This window comes from Streptococcus infantis (assembly GCF_047464155.1).
GTDB classification, from domain to species: Bacteria; Bacillota; Bacilli; order Lactobacillales; family Streptococcaceae; genus Streptococcus; species Streptococcus infantis_U.
Genome location: NZ_JASHCL010000001.1, coordinates 396,930 through 415,790, shown reverse-complemented (window position 1 = coordinate 415,790; position 18,861 = coordinate 396,930). Strand labels below are relative to the sequence as shown.

Annotated in this window: 13 protein-coding genes; 11 read left to right on the top strand and 2 right to left on the bottom strand. The window is 38.3% G+C overall.

The genetic code is table 11. From position 1 onward, the window contains the following. Window positions 1-38 precede the first annotated feature (38 nt). A complete protein-coding gene (locus QM810_RS01985) occupies window positions 39-839 on the bottom strand; it encodes a GH25 family lysozyme (RefSeq protein WP_414253676.1) in 801 nt (266 codons plus the stop codon). Window positions 840-996: 157 nt separating this feature from the next. Between QM810_RS01985 and glmU the strand changes: the two genes are divergently transcribed. The 6 genes from glmU to QM810_RS01955 all read left to right on the top strand — a co-directional run bounded on the left by glmU (window position 997) and on the right by QM810_RS01955 (window position 6,796). Beyond that, window positions 997-2,376, top strand: coding sequence for a bifunctional UDP-N-acetylglucosamine diphosphorylase/glucosamine-1-phosphate N-acetyltransferase GlmU (glmU, locus tag QM810_RS01980; protein WP_414253675.1), 1,380 nt, complete (start codon window positions 997-999; stop codon window positions 2,374-2,376). Between the two features lie 9 nt (window positions 2,377-2,385). Continuing rightward, complete coding sequence (locus QM810_RS01975; RefSeq protein ID WP_414253674.1) at window positions 2,386-2,931, top strand: NUDIX hydrolase; 546 nt, start codon at window positions 2,386-2,388, stop codon at window positions 2,929-2,931. 11 nt (window positions 2,932-2,942) lie between these two features. Further along, entirely contained in the window at window positions 2,943-3,254 is a 312-nt protein-coding gene (macP, locus tag QM810_RS01970; RefSeq protein ID WP_414253673.1) for a cell wall synthase accessory phosphoprotein MacP, read from the top strand. A 10-nt stretch (window positions 3,255-3,264) separates the two neighbouring features. Further along, a complete protein-coding gene (locus tag QM810_RS01965; protein WP_414253672.1) occupies window positions 3,265-3,960 on the top strand; it encodes a 5'-methylthioadenosine/adenosylhomocysteine nucleosidase in 696 nt (231 codons plus the stop codon). A 120-nt stretch (window positions 3,961-4,080) separates the two neighbouring features. Next, window positions 4,081-6,369, top strand: coding sequence for a DNA helicase PcrA (gene pcrA, locus QM810_RS01960; RefSeq protein WP_414253671.1), 2,289 nt, complete (start codon window positions 4,081-4,083; stop codon window positions 6,367-6,369). Window positions 6,370-6,535: 166 nt separating this feature from the next. After that, window positions 6,536-6,796, top strand: a complete 261-nt coding sequence (locus QM810_RS01955; protein ID WP_006150712.1) for a SemiSWEET family transporter — start codon at window positions 6,536-6,538, stop codon at window positions 6,794-6,796. 47 nt (window positions 6,797-6,843) lie between these two features. On the opposite strand, the gene QM810_RS01950 is transcribed toward QM810_RS01955, so the two are convergent. After that, a complete protein-coding gene (locus QM810_RS01950) occupies window positions 6,844-7,653 on the bottom strand; it encodes a Cof-type HAD-IIB family hydrolase (protein WP_414253670.1) in 810 nt (269 codons plus the stop codon). A gap of 181 nt (window positions 7,654-7,834) precedes the next feature. Between QM810_RS01950 and QM810_RS01945 the strand changes: the two genes are divergently transcribed. From QM810_RS01945 to QM810_RS01925, 5 genes are all read left to right on the top strand, one after another. Continuing rightward, window positions 7,835-8,506 carry a lysostaphin resistance A-like protein gene (locus QM810_RS01945; protein WP_414253669.1) on the top strand — a complete coding sequence of 224 codons (672 nt, stop codon included), beginning with the start codon at window positions 7,835-7,837 and terminating at the stop codon, window positions 8,504-8,506. Window positions 8,507-8,637: 131 nt separating this feature from the next. After that, a complete protein-coding gene (gene rexB, locus QM810_RS01940; RefSeq protein WP_414253668.1) occupies window positions 8,638-11,889 on the top strand; it encodes an ATP-dependent nuclease subunit B in 3,252 nt (1,083 codons plus the stop codon). After that, window positions 11,886-15,524 carry a helicase-exonuclease AddAB subunit AddA gene (gene addA, locus QM810_RS01935; protein WP_414253667.1) on the top strand — a complete coding sequence of 1,213 codons (3,639 nt, stop codon included), beginning with the start codon at window positions 11,886-11,888 and terminating at the stop codon, window positions 15,522-15,524. The genes rexB and addA overlap by 4 nt, the downstream gene beginning before the upstream one ends. 88 nt (window positions 15,525-15,612) lie before the next feature. After that, on the top strand, window positions 15,613-16,110 hold the full coding sequence (locus tag QM810_RS01930) for a YkgJ family cysteine cluster protein (protein WP_414253666.1): 498 nt from the start codon (window positions 15,613-15,615) through the stop codon (window positions 16,108-16,110). Window positions 16,111-16,234: 124 nt separating this feature from the next. Then, complete coding sequence (locus tag QM810_RS01925) at window positions 16,235-18,664, top strand: LPXTG cell wall anchor domain-containing protein (protein WP_414253665.1); 2,430 nt, start codon at window positions 16,235-16,237, stop codon at window positions 18,662-18,664. The last annotated feature ends 197 nt before the right edge of the window (window positions 18,665-18,861 follow it).

Genomic DNA, 18,861 nt, shown 5'->3' with positions numbered 1-18,861 from the left:
AAAAGCAAGCAGAAGGAATATCTGCTTGCTGAATGAAATTAAGGTTTTAAGAATAGTTTTCTAAACGTTTCTTCCTTATCTTTTGATAAAGAAATAAGATTTAAGTCAAGATGATGTTCAAATCCAACCAGTTTACCCTTTGAGGTGTATTGATGGAGATCAAAGTCAAGGTCTGTATTTGGTGAACTTTCAAAGTAGCCTGAGTCAAGTCCGTAGGATGGAATCCAAATAGCAGAAAACTTATCTGTACTGATGCTATGTTCTTCCATGAAATAAACACCGATGTAGATACCAATATTCTTAGCTCCAAGTGATTCTAACTTAGCACGAAATGCCTCTACTCCTTGGTTCATATCTGACATTGTTTTTTCTTCAACATCTAACCAATAGTAACTTGGATTGTATGGCGAAGCTGAATTATAAAATGATTCGGCCACTTTTTCCATATCCTCTACACTTTTACCAGATACATAGGCATATACAGCAACTGGAACATTTCTCTTTTGAAACTCAGCGATATGACTTTTATAAGCTTTATCAATACCGTTTGTATAAGATGCATCGTTCTCAGTGGTGATCTGATTTCCTCCGTGGACTCGAACAATGACACCGGAGATATTTTGAGATAAAATATCGTAATTGATTTCCGATGGTCTCTGCCAACCAGAGATATCGATGATAGGCTTATCCAAGTTATGTAGAGCTTGTGTTTCTATTTGAACTGGATTTTGTTTAGTTTTTACAGGATGTTCTTCGAATCGTGGACGATTGAGAATCAAGAATCCTATAAAAGCAGCAAATATAATAACTATAAAAGCTGGACGAATTTTTTTTCTCATACTTCTATAGTTTATCGTAATTTGTGAAAAAAATCAAAAAATTTACTCAAAATTAAGTAGTGATAGTCATTAACGTCATGTTGAGTTCATCAAATTTGTGTATCGCAGACTAAATTATGGTATAATAATAAAGAATTTCTATAGAAAAGAGAAAAATATGGCAAATTATGCAGTTATTTTAGCAGCGGGTAAAGGTACTCGTATGAAATCAGATCTACCAAAAGTCATGCACAAGGTTGCGGGAATTTCTATGCTGGAGCATGTTTTTCGTAGTGTAGGGGCCATCACTCCTGAAAAAACAGTAACGGTTGTTGGACATAAGGCAGAACTTGTGGAGCAAGTTTTAGCTGGTCAAACTGATTTTGTCAGACAGTCTGAGCAATTAGGAACTGGTCATGCAGTTATGATGGCCGAACCAATTCTTGAAGGCCTTTCTGGACAAACATTGGTTATTGCAGGTGATACACCATTAATCACGGGTGAAAGTCTAAAGAACTTGATTGATTTCCATGTAAACCACAAGAATGTAGCAACAATCTTAACTGCAGAAGCTGACGACCCATTTGGTTATGGACGTATTGTTCGTAATGATAATGCTGAAGTGCTAAGAATTGTTGAACAAAAAGATGCGACTGATTTTGAAAAACAAATCAAAGAAATTAATACAGGAACCTATGTTTTTGATAACGCTCGTCTCTTTGAAGCACTTAAGAATATTAATACCAACAACGCTCAAGGTGAATACTATATCACGGATGTGATTGGAATATTCCGTGAAGCTGGAGAAAAAGTTGGAGCTTATACTCTGAAAGACTTTGATGAAAGTCTCGGAGTTAATGACCGTGTGGCACTCGCTACAGCAGAAGCTGTTATGCGTCGCCGTATTAACCAAGCTCATATGGTCAATGGAGTAAGTTTTGTAAATCCAGAAGCAACTTATATTGATGTGGATGTTGAAATTGCTCCAGATGTACAAATTGAAGCTAATGTAACCCTAAAAGGTTCTAGTAAGATTGGTTCAGAGACTGTTTTGACAAATGGAACATATATTGTTGATAGTACTATTGGATCAGGTGCAGTAATTACCAACTCTATGATTGAGGAAAGCACAGTTGCTGATGGAGTTACAGTCGGACCTTTCGCTCATATTCGTCCAGGGTCTAGCCTAGCTAAGGATGTTCATATCGGAAACTATGTTGAGGTGAAAGGTTCTTCTATTGGCGAAAATACTAAAGCAGGCCATTTAACATACATTGGAAACTGTGATGTTGGAAGTGATGTTAATTTTGGTGCTGGAACAATCACTGTGAATTACGATGGTCAACACAAGTTTAAAACTGTCATCGGTAACAATGTCTTTGTCGGATCAAATTCAACGATTATCGCTCCAGTAGAACTAGGGGATAACTCTCTTGTTGGTGCGGGTTCAACAATTACTAAAGATGTGCCTGCTGATGCTATTGCCATCGGACGAGGTCGTCAAGTTAATAAGGACGAATACGCAACTCGTCTCCCTCACCATCCTAAAAACAAATAGGAGCTAACCATGGAATTTGAAGAGAAGACGATTAGTCGAAAAGAAATCTATAAAGGTCCTATTTTCCAATTAGTTCAAGACCAGGTTGAACTTCCTTCAGGGAAAGGGACGGCTCAACGCGATTTGATTTTTCATAACGGTGCAGTATGTGTTCTTGCAGTTACTCAAGAAAACAAGATTGTCTTAGTGAAGCAATATCGCAAGGCGATTGAAAAAGTTTCTTACGAAATTCCTGCTGGAAAATTAGAAGTTGGCGAAAATGCAGATCCAGAAGCAGCAGCTCTTCGTGAATTAGAAGAAGAGGCAGCCTATACCGGAACATTAAGCCTTCTTTATGATTTTTACTCTGCGATTGGATTTTGTAACGAGCGCTTAAAACTTTATTTGGCAAGTGATTTGACAAAGGTTAATAATCCTCGTCCACAGGATGAAGATGAAACAATAGAACTACTTGAAGTTAGTCTTGAACAGGCTAAACAACTCATCCAGTCTGGTGATATCTGTGATGCCAAGACTATCATGGCTATCCAGTATTGGGAATTACAAGAAAAATAGAGGAGGAACCCATGGGAAAACCTTTATTAACAGACGAAATCATTGAGCGTGCGAATCGAGGTGAAGATATCTCTGGTCCTGCTTTAGTAGATGATCAAGAAACGAAGATATTGTCAACTTCATCTCAATATGATGGATATTCACGTTCAAGTGACCATGGATTTAGTCAGGATACTTTAACGATTGAGGTTGAACCTCAAATCCATAAGAGTCGTCGAATCGAAAATACCAAGAGAAATGTCTTTAACTCTAAATTGAATAAGATTCTATTTTCTGTTATTCTTCTCTTGATTTTGCTAGTTTTAGCAATGAGATTTATTTAAGGGGAATGTCATGAAAATAGGAATTATAGCAGCTATGCCAGAAGAGCTAGTTTATCTAATTCAACATTTAGAAAATGCTCAAGAAGAGGCGGTATTAGGAAATAAGTATCATACAGGAAAAATTGGTTCAGTCGAGCTTGTCTTGGTCGAGAGTGGAATTGGTAAAGTTATGTCTGCAATGAGTGTAGCAATCCTAGCCGACCACTTTAAAGTAGATGCTGTCATCAACACTGGTTCAGCTGGAGCTTTAGCAGAAGGGATCGAAGTCGGTGATGTAGTGATTGCTGATAAGCTAGCTTATCATGATGTTGATGTGACTGCTTTTGGGTATGAATACGGTCAAATGGCCCAACAACCACTCTATTTCGAATCTGACAAGAAGTTTGTCAGTATGATTCAAGAGAGTTTATCTAAACTTAACCAAAAATGGCATATAGGTTTGATTGCGACCGGTGATAGTTTTATTGCGGGTGAAGATAAGATTAAAGCTATAAAAGAACATTTTCCTCAGGTGCTTGCGGTTGAGATGGAAGGAGCGGCTATCGCTCAAGCAGCTCACGCGCTGAATCTACCTTTCTTAGTTGTCCGTGCCATGAGTGATAATGCGAATCACGAAGCTTCTATTTCATTTGATGAATTTATCGTAGAAGCTGGACGTCGCTCAGCACAAGCCCTTCTAACTCTCCTAGAAACAATTCATAATTAAAATCTAAAGAACACTAGCAAGTGTTCTTTTTTATTGGAAATAGAAGCTTGTCTCAGTTAAAGTTATTTTTTGTCTTTTTTGATATAATAGAAACATTGATTTGAAGAATAGGAAGAGAAAATGAACCCTTTATTAAACGGTATGAATGACAAACAGGCTGAAGCGGTCCAAACAACAGAAGGTCCACTGCTGATCATGGCGGGGGCTGGTTCCGGTAAGACACGAGTTTTGACCCACCGTATCGCCTACTTAATTGATGAAAAAATGGTTAATCCATGGAATATTTTAGCTATTACCTTTACGAATAAAGCAGCACGCGAGATGAAGGAGCGTGCCTATGGGCTCAATCCAGCTACTCAAGATTGTTTGATTGCGACCTTTCACTCTATGTGTGTTCGTATCTTACGTCGTGATGCAGATCATATTGGATATAATCGTAATTTTACAATTATCGATTCAGGTGAGCAACGAACCCTGATGAAGCGCATTTTAAAACAATTAAACTTAGATCCTAAAAAATGGAATGAACGCTCTATTTTAGGAACTATTTCTAATGCTAAGAATGACCTGATTGATGATGTGGCTTATGCTGCTCAAGCTGGAGATTTGTATACTGATATTGTGGCTAAATGTTATACTGCATACCAAAAGGAACTTCGTCAATCTGAATCTGTAGACTTTGATGATTTGATCATGTTGACGCTGCGACTTTTTGATCAGAATCCAGATGTCTTGACATACTACCAGCAAAAGTTCCAGTACATCCATGTTGATGAGTACCAAGATACCAACCATGCCCAGTATCAACTGGTCAAACTGTTGGCTTCTCGCTTCAAAAATATCTGTGTAGTTGGGGATGCAGACCAGTCTATTTACGGTTGGCGTGGCGCTGATATGCAGAATATCCTTGATTTTGAAAAAGATTATCCAGATGCAAAGGTCGTTTTGTTAGAGGAGAATTACCGTTCTACCAAAACCATCCTCCAAGCAGCTAACGATGTCATTAAAAATAATAAAAATCGACGTCCAAAAAATCTCTGGACGCAAAATGCTGATGGGGAACAGATTATTTACTATCGTGCTAATGATGAACAGGATGAGGCTGTCTTTGTAGCCAAAACCATCGATGAACTTGGTCGCACTCAAAACTTCCTACATAAAGACTTTGCGGTGCTTTACCGTACCAATGCCCAGTCACGTACCATTGAAGAAGCTTTGCTTAAGTCAAATATTCCGTATACAATGGTTGGTGGAACAAAATTCTACAGCCGTAAGGAAATTCGTGATATTATTGCTTACCTCAATCTTATTGCCAACCTAAGTGATAATATCAGTTTTGAGCGTATTATCAATGAACCCAAGCGTGGAATTGGCCCAGGTACTGTTGAGAAGATTCGTGATTTTGCTAATTTGCAAGAAATGTCCATGCTAGATGCTTCAGCAAATATCATGTTATCAGGTATCAAAGGTAAAGCGGCTCAGTATATTTGGGATTTTGCAAATATGATCCTCGATTTGAGGGAACAACTTGATCGACTTTCAATCACTGAGTTGGTAGAAGCAGTATTAGAAAGAACAGGTTACGTTGATATCCTGAATGCCCAAGCAACCTTGGAAAGTAAGGCTCGGGTTGAAAATATCGAGGAGTTCCTCTCTGTCACAAAAAACTTCGATGACAATCCTGAAAGTCAAGAAGAGGAAACAGGACTAGATAAACTTAGTCGTTTCTTGAATGATTTGGCTTTGATTGCAGATACTGACTCTGGTAGTCAGGAGACATCTGAAGTAACCTTGATGACTCTTCACGCGGCCAAAGGACTTGAGTTCCCAGTTGTCTTTATTATTGGCATGGAAGAAAATGTCTTTCCTCTAGGTCGTGCCTCTGAAGATCCAGATGAATTAGAAGAGGAACGCCGTTTGGCCTATGTAGGAATCACGCGCGCCGAGAAAATTCTCTATCTAACCAACGCCAACTCTCGCTTGCTTTTCGGGCGTACAAGTTACAATCGTCCGACCCGTTTTATCAACGAGATTAGTTCAGATTTGTTGACCTATCAAGGTTTGGCTCGTCCAACAAATACTAGCTTTAAATCTTCTTATACAAGCGGAAACACTACATTTGGTCAAGGAATGAGTTTGGCTCAGGCACTTCAAGAACGAAAGCGGAATGCTGCTCCTACATCGATCCAATCAAGTGGTTTACCATTTGGACAATTTGCATCTAATAGTAAATCGTCATCTAGTGAAACTAGCTGGTCTATTGGAGATATTGCTCTTCATAAAAAATGGGGTGAAGGAACTGTGCTTGAAGTTTCAGGTAGCGGATCAACTCAGGAATTGAAAATCAATTTCCCAGAAGTCGGTTTGAAAAAACTTTTGGCTAGTGTAGCACCGATTGAGAAAAAGTAAGTTTCTAAACGAATAAAATATCCTCTTGAAATAGCAAGAGGGTATTTTTTTTGATTCTCTTATCACAAGATTGTGATAGTTTACAAGTTTTTAACAAATAGCTTTTTAAACTTCACCATCTAAAAAAATAGTGTATAATTGAAAATGTTTTTGAAAGGAGAAGAAAATGACTGAAAAACAAATGAAAACATTGGGTTGGATTGCAACCTTTATGTCTGTTATGATGTATATCTCATATATTCCACAAATTATGAACAACCTTGCGGGTCAAAAAGGAAACTTTATCCAGCCAGCAGTAGCTGCAATTAACTGCAGTCTTTGGGTTTACTACGGACTCTTTAAAAAAGAACGTGATATTCCTTTGGCAGCAGCCAATGCACCAGGTATCGTTTTTGGGATTATCACAGCTTTGACAGCTTTATTCTAAAAATAAAAAGCAACTAGCAGAATGTTCTGCTGGTTGCTTTTATTTGTTTACAAAATATATTTCTCAATAGCGCGTGCAACACCATCTTCTTCATTGCTGGCAGTTACGGCATCCGCGAGAGATTTGACGTGGTCGCTAGCGTTTCCCATGGCAATCCCAAGACCAGCAAACTCTAACATCTCAATATCGTTATTGGCATCACCCATTGCCATGATTTCAGAAGGTTGGATATCTAAAATCTCAGCCAAACGAGAAAGGGCAGAAGCTTTAGTTGTACCGAGTGGCATTGCTTCATAGATAACTGGTTGAGATCGAACACCGCTAAATCTCTGACAAAGTTCTTCAGCAAATCGTTGTTCAAAATCATCTGTTTGTTCTTTTGTACCTAAGAACATGCCTTGGAACATACGATATTTACCACTAGTAGCTTCCTCTAGTGAGATTTCAGTTAGGTCAGCAAAGACAAGTGTGGCATCATATTGAACGATAGGATTTGGTTTGCCTCCGAGAACGAAGTAGTGTTCCTCATCAAAGAGAGTCAACTGAACATCACTCTTTTCAGCAAGGTCATTGAGGTATTCAATGTCTGATTTTTTAAGTTCCCTCCAGTCAACAAGGCTCCAGTCGCTAGTTTGGTGGGTAGAACAACCATTATTGACAATGATGTATTCATTCTGCAAATCAAGACCGAGTTTCTTGTAGTAGGGAAGAACTCCAAAGAGAGGACGTCCAGTACATAGAACCAGTTTGACACCTTTTTCGATAGCTTTATGAATAGCATCAATATGAGCCTGAGGAATTTCCTTGGCTTCGTTGAGAAGAGTACCATCCATATCTAGGGCAAGTAATTTAATCATAGTATTTACCTTTTTACGTGTTTTGCCTATATTATAGCATATTTTAGACAAATAAGGCTAAAGTAAGGAGAAATGCTATTTCTTTTTAGGATTTTACTAGATAGATAACAAAAATATGATATACTAAATTTGCGAGCATTTAATATTATAGAGTAAAGTATAAAAAAGCAGAGGTCTTATCATGAAAAGAAGAACAGTACAGATTTTACTAGCCTTGTTGGTAATCATTTATAGAAAGACATGGTTTTGGTGGATTTTTAATCATTTTGCAGGTAGACTTGTGCCTGCTAGTAGAGAATTTTTTCAAATTCTTTCTTTTTTAGAGTTTAGCGTTACTTTTCTAGCTATGATTTATTTACTAGTATTCGAAGGTAGAAGAATTCTTGAGTTTAAGTTGAAATGGAGATATCTAGTTTATTTGCTTCTTGCTTATGGAGTCAGTTATCTTTCAGATATTGTGTTTTCCTTTTTAACCCCAGCAACGTCCAATCAAATCGCTTTAAATGAATTGACTGAGATGACAGGGCGACAAGAGCTACTATATCTTTTACTTATTGTTTGTCTGCTAGGACCAATTACAGAAGAATTGGTATATCGAGGAGTTCTGATGAATACATTTTTGAAAGATTCACCTTGGTATGGAGATGTTTTACTATCAGCCTGTGTCTTTGGCTATGTGCATGTCAGTTCAGGTTTAACACCACTCGCCTTTTTCACCTATGCAAGTGGTGGAGCAATTTCTGCATTCCTCTACCGAAAAACTCATTCTCTCTATTATCCTATTTTACTTCACATTATGATCAACATTACTGCATTTTGGGAATTATGGGTACTCTTGTTTTCTGGTAGGTAAATAATAAAAAGTCGGAGTTTATTCCGACTTTTTTGATATGGGACAGGTTAAAATTAGGGCTTTATATCAATCTGTTTTGACTTAAAAAATGATATAATAAAAGGTAATGAAAAAAAGCAAATGAGGCAGAGATGAAACTACTTTATACCGATACTCGGACTTCTTTGACAGAAATCCTAACCAAGGAGGCTCAAGGACTAGTTGACCAAGGTAAACGTGTCTTTTATATTGCCCCTAACTCTCTTTCTTTTGAAAAGGAACGCGCCGTGCTGGAGTGCTTGAGTCAGCAGGCTTCTTTTGCGATCACAGTCACGCGCTTTGCTCAAATGGCTCGTTATTTGGTTTTAAACGATATACCCGCGAAGTCAAATCTCGATGATATTGGTCTGGGTATGGCTTTCTATAAATGTTTGTCTGAGATAGACGCTAAGGATTTGCGTGTTTACGGGGCTATTAAGCAAGATCCGCAATTCATCGAACAACTGATTGAGATTTATCATGAAATGACAACTGCGAAGATGAGCTTTTTGGATTTAGAAAGTCTATCTGACGCTGATAAACGTTTTGATTTACTCTTGATTTTTGAAAAGGTAGCAGCTTATCTCAATCAAGGTCAAGTTTCGCAAGGGAGTCCATTAACCTATCTGATCAATGCTATCGAAGAAAATAAAGTAAGCAGTGATTTTAGTCAGATTGCCTTAGTCATTGATGGTTTTACTCGTTTTTCTGCGGAAGAGGAACACCTAGTGGATCTACTTTATCGTAAGGGTGTTGAGATTGTTATTGGTGTTTATGCGACTAAAAAAGCTTATACAAGTCCTTTTATTGAAGGCAACCTCTATCAAGCCAGTGTTGAGTTTTTACGTCAGTTAGCTTTTAAATATCAGACCAAGGCAGAAGACGCATGTCAAGAACATAAAAATGTTGATGCTTTTGCCAAGGCTTCAAAATTACTGGAAAGTGCTTATGATTATTCTGAAATCAGTTTGGAAGTGGATGCTAAGGATAGAGAAGACTTGCAAATCTGGTCTTGTCTGACACAAAAAGAAGAGCTGGAGCTAGTTGCTCGCAGCATTCGCCAGAAATTGCACCAAGAACCAGAACTGAGTTATAAGAATTTTCGTATTCTACTAGGAGATGTAGAGTCCTATAAACTGTCCTTGCAGACAATTTTTAATCAATATCAGATTCCCTTCTATTTGGGTAAGAGTGAGTCTATGGCTCATCATCCTTTGTCTCAATTCGTAGAATCCATCGGACGTCTCAAACGTTACTATTTCCGTCAGGAAGATTTGATTAATCTCTTACGAACCGGCTTATATACCGACCTTAGTCAAGAGGAAATCGATAGTTTTGAGCAATATCTTCGTTATCTAGGCATTGATGGTCTCTCTAGTTTTAAACAAGAGTTTACAAAAAATCATCGTGAAAAATTTGATTTGGTCAAATTAAATGAGCTTCGTGTTCGCATTGTAAGCCCACTAGAAACTCTATTATCCAGTCGTAAACAAAAGTCTGAAAATATTCTTGCAAAATGGAAGAACTTTTTGAAGGATTCCTTTGTGACTAAGCAACTGCAAATCTTCTCTGCAACAATGGAAGTGGCGGAACAAGAAAGACAAGAGGAGGTCTGGAAGGCTTTTTGTCATGTCATGGAGCAATTTGCAACTGTATTTGAAAGTTCTCAGGTCACTTTGGATGATTTCTTGGCTCTTCTTCATTCAGGAATGTCCTTATCAAATTATCGTACGATCCCAGCAACGGTAGATACTGTTCTGGTGCAAAGTTATGATTTGATTGCGCCTTTGACAGCTGATTACATCTATGCACTTGGCTTAACTCAAGATCACTTGCCTAAAATTGCTCAAAACACTAGTTTATTGAGCGATGAAGAAAGGGAAGTGCTGAACCGAGCAACCCAAGAAGGTTCTCAATTACTGATTGCAAGTCAAGAAAACCTCAAGAAAAATCGCTACACCATGCTTTCTTTGGTCAACTCTGCTAAGAAGCAATTAGTCTTATCAGCGCCAAGTTTACTCAATGAAAATGAGAGTAAAGAGTCGGTTTATCTGAAAGAATTACAGGATTTTGGTTTTAGCAAGATTGAAAAGAGAATTGATCGAAAAAACCTATCAAAGGATGATATTGGTTCTTATCACAGTCTTTTGTCTAGTCTTGTTGCCTATCATCAGCAAGGTGAGATGGAGACAAGTGAACAAGACTTAACCTTTGTTAAAGTTTTAGCTCGTGTTATGGGGAGAAAGTTGGAAGACCAAGGTTTAGAAAATCCAGTCCTGCCTACAAGTCCACGAAGTAAGACTTTAGCAGCAGATACTTTGGATGCCTTGTATCCTCAAAACCAAGATTTTTATCTATCAACTTCGGGATTAACGGAGTTTTATCGAAATGAATATAGTTATTACCTTCGTTATGTCTTAGGCTTGCAGGAAGAATTGCGTCTCCGTCCTGATGCACGAAGTCACGGGAATTTCTTGCATCGTATTTTTGAACGAGCAATGAAACTTCCGACTAATGAATCCTTTGACCGACGTTTAGAACAAGCCATTTCTGAAACTAGTCAGGAACGAGAGTTTCAAGCTATTTATCAGGAAAGCTTAGAAGCTCAATTCACCAAGGAAGTTCTTTTGGATGTTGCGCGTGCAACTGGTCACATCCTTCGTCACAATTCTGAAATTGAAACAATTCAGGAAGAAGCTGTCTTTGGTGGCAAGGAACAAGCTTTTGTACAGTTAGATAATGGTCGTAATATTTATGTTCGTGGGAAGGTCGATCGTATTGACCGTTTGAAAACATCAGATGCTATTGGTGTTGTAGACTACAAATCTTCTCTAACTCAATTTAACTTTCCTCTCTTTTTTAACGGTCTAAACTCACAATTGCCAACATACTTGGCTGCTCTTAAGAAAGAAGGAAATAAAGACTTCTTTGGAGCTATGTACTTAGAAATGGCTGAACCAACTCAGTCATTACAAACTGTTAAAACTCTTTCAAAGGCAGTAACTGAAACCAATAAGAGTATGAAATACCAAGGACTATTTCTTGAAAAAGAGATAAAGAATCTTGGTGAACTATATAATAAAAACAAGACCTATCAGTTGTCTGATGAGGAATTCCAGTTATTACTGGACTACAACGCCCTTATCTACAAAAAAGCGGCAGAGAAGATTTTATCTGGTAGATTTGCTATCAATCCATATACAGAAAACGGTAGAAGCATTGCGCCCTATGTTCAGCAATATCAGTCTATTACAGGTTTTGAAGCTAATTATCATCTAGGTCAGGCTAGATTGTTAGATAAGGTAGCTAAGAGTAATGACAAGGAAGCTTGGTTTAATAAAATTAGAGAGGAGTTGGAACGATGAAATTTTTATCCCAAGAAGAGGTTGAAGAGTTGCAAGTAGCAGAAGCTCATTCTGACAAGAAACCAAAGAAAACCGCTGAGCAAATTCAAGCTATCTACAGTTCTGGTAAAAACATTCTGGTTTCAGCATCAGCTGGCTCAGGAAAAACCTTTGTCATGGCTGAACGAATTCTTGATCAACTAGCGCGTGGAGTAGAAATTCGCCAACTCTTTATTTCAACCTTTACGGTAAAGGCAGCCACCGAGTTAAAAGAACGCTTGGAAAAGAAAATCAGCCAACAAATCCAAGAGACTCAAAATTTGGAGCTAAAAAAACATCTTGGAAGACAATTAGCTGATTTACCAAACGCTGCCATCGGAACTATGGACTCTTTTACTCAGAAGTTCCTGGCTAAACATGGTTATCTGATTGACCTCGCCCCAAACTTTCGGATTCTTGAGAATGAAAGTGAACAACTTCTCTTAAAAAATGAGGTTTTTCGCCAAGTTTTTGAACAGCACTACCAAGGCAAGGATAAAGATAATTTTAGTCGATTGGTCAAAAACTTTGCAGGTAGAAGCAAAGACGCACGTGGACTACGTAAACAGGTCTATATGATTTATGACTTTTTGCAATCTACTAGCAATCCTCAGACTTGGCTACAGGATTCTTTCCTAAAAGGTTTTGAAAAGGCTGATTTTACGGTTGCTAAAGAAAAACTTGCAGAGGAAATAAAAGAAAGACTTTGGGATTTAGAAAGCTTTTTCCGTTACCATTTGGATAATGATGCCAAGGAATTTGGTAAAGCAGCTTACCTAGAATCTGTCCAACAAGTCCTTGATGAAATCGGTGCTTTAACGACTGAATCGAATTTTAATCAATGTCAGGAAGTTCTTGATAGAATAGTAAATAATATTGGTAATGGTCTTGTCAATCGTAATCGTAATGCCGACCTTAAAATTTTAAGAGAGGCCTATAATGAAGAAAGAAAAGCAAAATTTAAAAAACTAAACTCTCTTCAAAACGAAATTACGTTACTAAAATTCCAAGAAGATTATCATCAAGAGTCTTGGGACTTGGCTAAGACTTTCCAAGTTTTCATGAGTGATTTTGTTGATGCTTATCGACAACGGAAGCGCGAAGAAAATGCCTTTGAATTTGCGGATATTAGTCACTATACCATTGAGATATTGGAAAACTACCCTCAGGTTCGTCAAGAGTATCAGGAACGTTTCCACGAAGTCATGGTCGATGAGTACCAAGATACCAACCATATCCAGGAGAGGATGTTAGAACTCCTCTCAAACGGTCATAATCGTTTTATGGTAGGAGATATTAAGCAGTCTATTTATCGTTTTAGACAGGCCGACCCACAAATTTTCAACGAAAAATTCCACAGCTTCGCTCAAGATGACAAAGAAGGTCAGTTAATTCTGCTTAAAGAAAATTTCCGGAGCAGTTCAGAGGTTCTTGATGCTACGAACGATGTCTTTAAACACCTCATGGACGAGGAAGTAGGAGAGATATCTTATGACGGTATGCATCAACTTGTTTTTGGAAATACTGATATTCAATCAAATCCAGAAAACAAGGCAGAAGTTCTCTTGTACGATAAGGATGATGATAGCGATTCTGATGATGAGGAGGAATTTGCAACTAATAAACTGACTGGTGAAATGCGAATGGTCATTAAGGAGATATTGCATCTTCATCATGATAAAGGTGTCCCTTTCAATGACATTGCTCTATTAACTGCTAGCAGAACCCGCAATGATCAAGTTTTACTTGCCTTGTCAGAATATGGGATACCAGTTAAAACGGATGACGCTCAAAATAATTATTTGCAATCTTTAGAAGTGCAGGTTATGTTGGATACTCTTCGTGTCATCCATAATCCTTTGCAAGACTTCGCTTTGGTAGCTCTGATGAAGTCTCCGATGTTTAGCTTTGATGAGGATGAATTAGCTCGTCTCGCACTTCAAAAATCTGAGAATAAGATTCAAGAAAACTTTTATGAAAAACTAGTCAACGCTCAAGCTCAAACTAGTCCTCAAAAATATTTGATAAAATCTGAACTCCATAAAAAACTCAACCTTTTCATGGAAACTGTTAATTCTTGGCGTTTGTTCTCAAAAACGCATTCGCTTTATGACCTTATTTGGAAAATTTATAGCGAACGTTTCTACTATGATTATGTTGGTGCCTTGCCAAATGGTCAGGCTAGACAGGCCAATCTCTATGCACTAGCTCTACGAGCTGACCAGTTTGAAAAGAGTAATTTTAAGGGCTTATCTCGTTTCATTGCTATGATTGATCAAGTCTTAGAAGCTAAGCATGACCTTGCCAGTGTCGCTGTAGCTCCACCTAAGGATGCTGTAGAGCTGATGAGTATTCACAAGAGTAAGGGGCTTGAGTTCCCTTATGTCTTTATCCTCAATATTGATCAGCAATTTAACAAGCAAGATTCCATGTCTGAAGTTATCCTAAGTCGTAAAAATGGCCTTGGTCTTAAATACGTAGCTAGAGTAGCTACAAATGCAAAAGAGGAATATCTTCCATCTACTATTAAGTTATCCATCCCAAGCTTGACTTATAGTCAAAATGAGGAGGAGCTCCAATTAGCAAGCTATTCTGAGTTGATGCGTTTACTTTATGTAGCCATGACTCGTGCTGAGAAAAAACTCTATCTAGTCGGAAAGGGATCAAGAGAAAAGTTAGAGTCTAAAGAATACCCGACAAATGGGCAAGGTCTCCTAACTCGTCAAACCAGGTTAGATGCTCAAAATTTCCAAGACTGGATTTGGGCCATCTATCAAGCTTTTTCTAAAGAGGACTTACACTTTAGTGTTCGTTTCAAGGGTGAAGAACAACTAACAGAAGAAGCTATCGGAAAATTGGAACATAAAAGTCAACTTCAAGATCTATCCCAAGCAGACAACCGTCAGTCAGAAACCATCAAAGATGCGTTGGAAATGCTAAAAGAAGTGGAAGTGTATAACGAGATCCACCGTGCAGCAATCAATCTTCCAAGTGTTCAGACACCGAGTCAGATTAAAAAGTTCTATGAACCGGTCATGGATATGGAAGGAGTTGTAGTAGCTGGTCAAAGTAAACCAAAAGAGACGACTGTTCAGTTTGAGCTTCCAGATTTTTCAAAAACTGAAAAAGTTACAGGGGCTGAGATTGGTAGTGCAACCCACGAACTCATGCAACGAATTAACCTCAATAAGAAGCCTACTTTGAAAACTCTATCAGAAGCCTTAGATCAAGTGCAAGCAAGTCCTACCGTTAAGGAGAAAGTCAATCTAGAAAAAATCCTATCCTTCTTTGATACAATTCTTGGTCAAGAGATTATTGCTAATCAAGATAAACTATACCGAGAACAACCCTTCTCTATGTTAAAAAGAGATGCTAAGAGTCAGGAAGACTTTGTTGTCCGTGGTATTTTAGATGGTTATCTCCTCTACGATGATAAGATTGTTCTATTTGACTATAAGACAGACCGATACGATTACGCTAGTCAACTGATTGATCGTTATCGTTGTCAATTAGAATTATATGCTGAGGCTCTATCTCGTTCTTATCAGATAGATAGAATTGAGAAACATCTAATTTTACTTGGCAAGGATACTGTAGAAGTAGTCGAGGTTAACTAACCTATTAAAACTATTGCCTTTTTGGCAGTAGTTTTTATTTGTTTTCAGTTATGGTATACTAGTTTCAGAAAAGGATGTAAAAGAATTAATGCCAAAAGAAATCGATATTGAATACTATCATCAATTAGCGCTACAAAAACAAAAGGAACACAGAAAATTTCTAGGAAACCTAAAGAAGAAAGCTCCTAAAAATTTGGATAAGATTGCACTTGAGATTCACCAAGAGGTTTTTGAGGAAATTGATTGTACAGCCTGTGCTAACTGTTGCAAGAGCCTTGGACCTGACTTTAAGGAAGCAGATATCACTCGCATTGCCAAGTACTTTAAAATGAAATTACCAGCCTTCGAAGACGAATTTCTCCAAGTGGATGAAGACGGTGATAAGGTCTTTAAATCTATGCCTTGTCCATTTCTAGGTGGCGATAATCTATGTTCTATATATGATGTTCGTCCTAAGGCTTGTAGAGAATTTCCACATACCGACCGAAAAAAGATTTATCAAATCAATAATCTGACTATCAAAAACACTTTAACCTGTCCTGCGGCCTATCTCTTCGTTGAGAAATTAAGAGAAAAAACCGAATGAAGGAGTCTTAATTAGGTAATTGCTTGTAAACTAAGCGCTTACATAGTATAATGTATGTGATAAAATTATCAATCTATCGGATTTTGTTAATGCATGATCCCTTTCATATAAGGAGAAAAAGTGTATGAAAAAACTCACTAAATTTGGCATTATCACAATGTCTGTTTTTGTTCTAAATCTGGTATCACAGTCAGTGGTTCAAGCTGATGAAACTAATAGCGAACCAGCAAATGTTTCAGTGACACCAGGTATTACTAATTCAACTGATGCTGAGAACACTTCTTCAGTAGACAATATGGTTGCACCAGACCCTACTAGTGACACCTCACTAAAATCAGACGAAGAGGGTGCCAATGCTTCCTCACCAAAAACTATGGTTGCACCAGACCCTACTAGTGACACCTCACTAAAATCAGACGAAGAGGGTGCCAATGCTTCCTCACCAAAAACTGAAGAAATCTCAACTAATAGCGAAGCTACAACTGGCGGGAAAGAAGATTCAACTTCTCCTTCTGGGACTTCAACAGGCTCTGTCCCAGGCGCTAGTTGGGAACCAGATGGTAGCAATATCATTGATGAAGGTGGTTACGTCAATGTTGAAGGACTTCCAGCACATTTTAGTGAAGATGGTAAAAGTGTAGTCTACAATTACACTGTATCCTTCAAAGGAATGCACTCAAGTGATCGTGGCCAAACAGTCCGTGACATTCGTGTTCGTATTCCTAAAATTGCAGGTGCAAAGGCTGATTTCACTTTGATTGGAACACGTGATGCTAATGAAAATCCTGTAGATGTCAATGTTCCAATGAAAGAGCTTAAGTATGATGAATATGATGCGTATTCTGATTGGGATGCGATTGTTCCAACTGCTGAGGAACTAGCAGCGGGTAAGAAACCATCTATTGTAGATATGCAAGATTATGATTTCGGTGATGGAACTGTTAATTTATATGCTGTCAGTTCAAAAACATTGAGATCAACTGCTCTTCGAGTATCTGTAACCGTACCCTTGGAGGAAGCCAAGAAGATCAAGTACTTACCAATCGACGCGAGATTTGCTTGGAAATGTTCTCAAGAAGGTGGGATTGGTTCATTTGAAGAAGGTTGCCAAAGTCTAGAAGAATATCATCGAATTCAACCATATTATCCAGATAGCAATGGGAAAATGACTTATGGCGCCCTAGCTAATCCAAGCTTAGTAGATGATACTTATGTTCAGAATGACCATCTAGTTAGGTCAGTTTCAAACCCAACTACTCATATCACACCAAATAACGGTGACTGGAAAACTATTCCTCATGATGTTAATATTAATCCTGAGACCTTCTTTAATTATGTTAAAACTTTTACTTTGAAATACAATCCTGCTGTTAAATACTATGCTTCAGAATTTGAAGATATGGCTGACCAGGATGTTTCTACGCTTCACTATGGAGATGTAGTGGTGGATTATGTGATCAAAGGAACAAATCAATCTATCAAGGAAACATATAAAGACACACCATTAACTTCTATTTATGGATCTGATGGAAATCTTGTGACCTACAATGCTGCTGAAAACGCAGATGAGCGTCCGTCTTCTATCACTGTAGATGGTAAAAAATACAATCTAGTTGGTGTTTCTTCAACATCTGCACCAGAAACAGGTGAGCTAAAAGAAGGAACAACTCATGTTATCTATGAGTATGAGAAAGAACCAGATTCAGAGCCGACTCCAGATCCGAAACCAACCCCAGATCCAGAGCCAACTCCAGATCCAGAGCCAACTCCAGATCCGAAACCAACTCCAGATCCAGAGCCGACTCCAGATCCAGAGCCAACTCCAGATCCGAAACCAACCCCAGATCCAGAGCCAACTCCAGATCCAGAACCAATTCCAGATCCAGAGCCAACTCCAGATCCAGAACCAACTCCAGATCCGAAACCAACCCCAGATCCAGAGCCAACTCCAGATCCGAAACCAACCCCAGATCCAGAGCCAACTCCAGATCCAGAGCCAACTCCAGATCCAGAGCCAACTCCAGATCCGAAACCAACTCCAGATCCGAAACCAACTCCAGATCCGAAACCAACTCCAGATCCGAAACCAACTCCAGATCCAGAGCCAACTCCAGATCCGAAACCAACTCCAGATCCAGAGCCAACTCCAGATCCAGAGCCAACTCCAGATCCAGAGCCAACTCCAGATCCGAAACCAACTCCAGATCCAGAGCCAACTCCAGATCCGAAACCAACTCCAGATCCAGAGCCAACTCCAGATCCGAAACCAACCCCAGATCCAGAGCCAACTCCAGATCCAGAGCCAACTCCAGATCCAGAGCCAACTCCAGATCCGAAACCAACTCCAGATCCAGGAAGCAAATCAGAAGAAACACCGAAACCTATTCAACAAGATAAAGTTCAATCTTCTGAGCAAAAAGTAGCTCATGAAAAAGCTCAGTTACCAAATACAGGTACTTCTGATTCGTCATTAACTATGAATCTTCTTGCTATTATAGCTGGAATCTTCGGTATTTCACTTTTCAAAAAAAGTAAAAAAAAAACAAAGAATTAAGTGAATAGTTCTATAAAAAGCCATCTAAATTGGATGGCTTTTTAGCATAGTCTACTATTTTTCTATAGTTAAAGTCTGTATTTAACAGGCTTTAATTTTTTGATTTTTGTATATTTATCAATCTTATCTAATCAAAAATCGTCTACTTGTCTTAAAGTTTCTTTAACTTTTTCTTAAAGAAAACTGATATAAGGTAT

Coding starts and splice junctions, on each gene's coding strand:
- QM810_RS01985 (WP_414253676.1), bottom strand. CDS start 839: ATGAGAAAAAAAATTCGTCCAGCTTTTATAGTTATTATATTTGCTGCT.
- glmU (WP_414253675.1), top strand. CDS start 997: ATGGCAAATTATGCAGTTATTTTAGCAGCGGGTAAAGGTACTCGTATG.
- QM810_RS01975 (WP_414253674.1), top strand. CDS start 2,386: ATGGAATTTGAAGAGAAGACGATTAGTCGAAAAGAAATCTATAAAGGT.
- macP (WP_414253673.1), top strand. CDS start 2,943: ATGGGAAAACCTTTATTAACAGACGAAATCATTGAGCGTGCGAATCGA.
- QM810_RS01965 (WP_414253672.1), top strand. CDS start 3,265: ATGAAAATAGGAATTATAGCAGCTATGCCAGAAGAGCTAGTTTATCTA.
- pcrA (WP_414253671.1), top strand. CDS start 4,081: ATGAACCCTTTATTAAACGGTATGAATGACAAACAGGCTGAAGCGGTC.
- QM810_RS01955 (WP_006150712.1), top strand. CDS start 6,536: ATGACTGAAAAACAAATGAAAACATTGGGTTGGATTGCAACCTTTATG.
- QM810_RS01950 (WP_414253670.1), bottom strand. CDS start 7,653: ATGATTAAATTACTTGCCCTAGATATGGATGGTACTCTTCTCAACGAA.
- QM810_RS01945 (WP_414253669.1), top strand. CDS start 7,835: ATGAAAAGAAGAACAGTACAGATTTTACTAGCCTTGTTGGTAATCATT.
- rexB (WP_414253668.1), top strand. CDS start 8,638: ATGAAACTACTTTATACCGATACTCGGACTTCTTTGACAGAAATCCTA.
- addA (WP_414253667.1), top strand. CDS start 11,886: ATGAAATTTTTATCCCAAGAAGAGGTTGAAGAGTTGCAAGTAGCAGAA.
- QM810_RS01930 (WP_414253666.1), top strand. CDS start 15,613: ATGCCAAAAGAAATCGATATTGAATACTATCATCAATTAGCGCTACAA.
- QM810_RS01925 (WP_414253665.1), top strand. CDS start 16,235: ATGAAAAAACTCACTAAATTTGGCATTATCACAATGTCTGTTTTTGTT.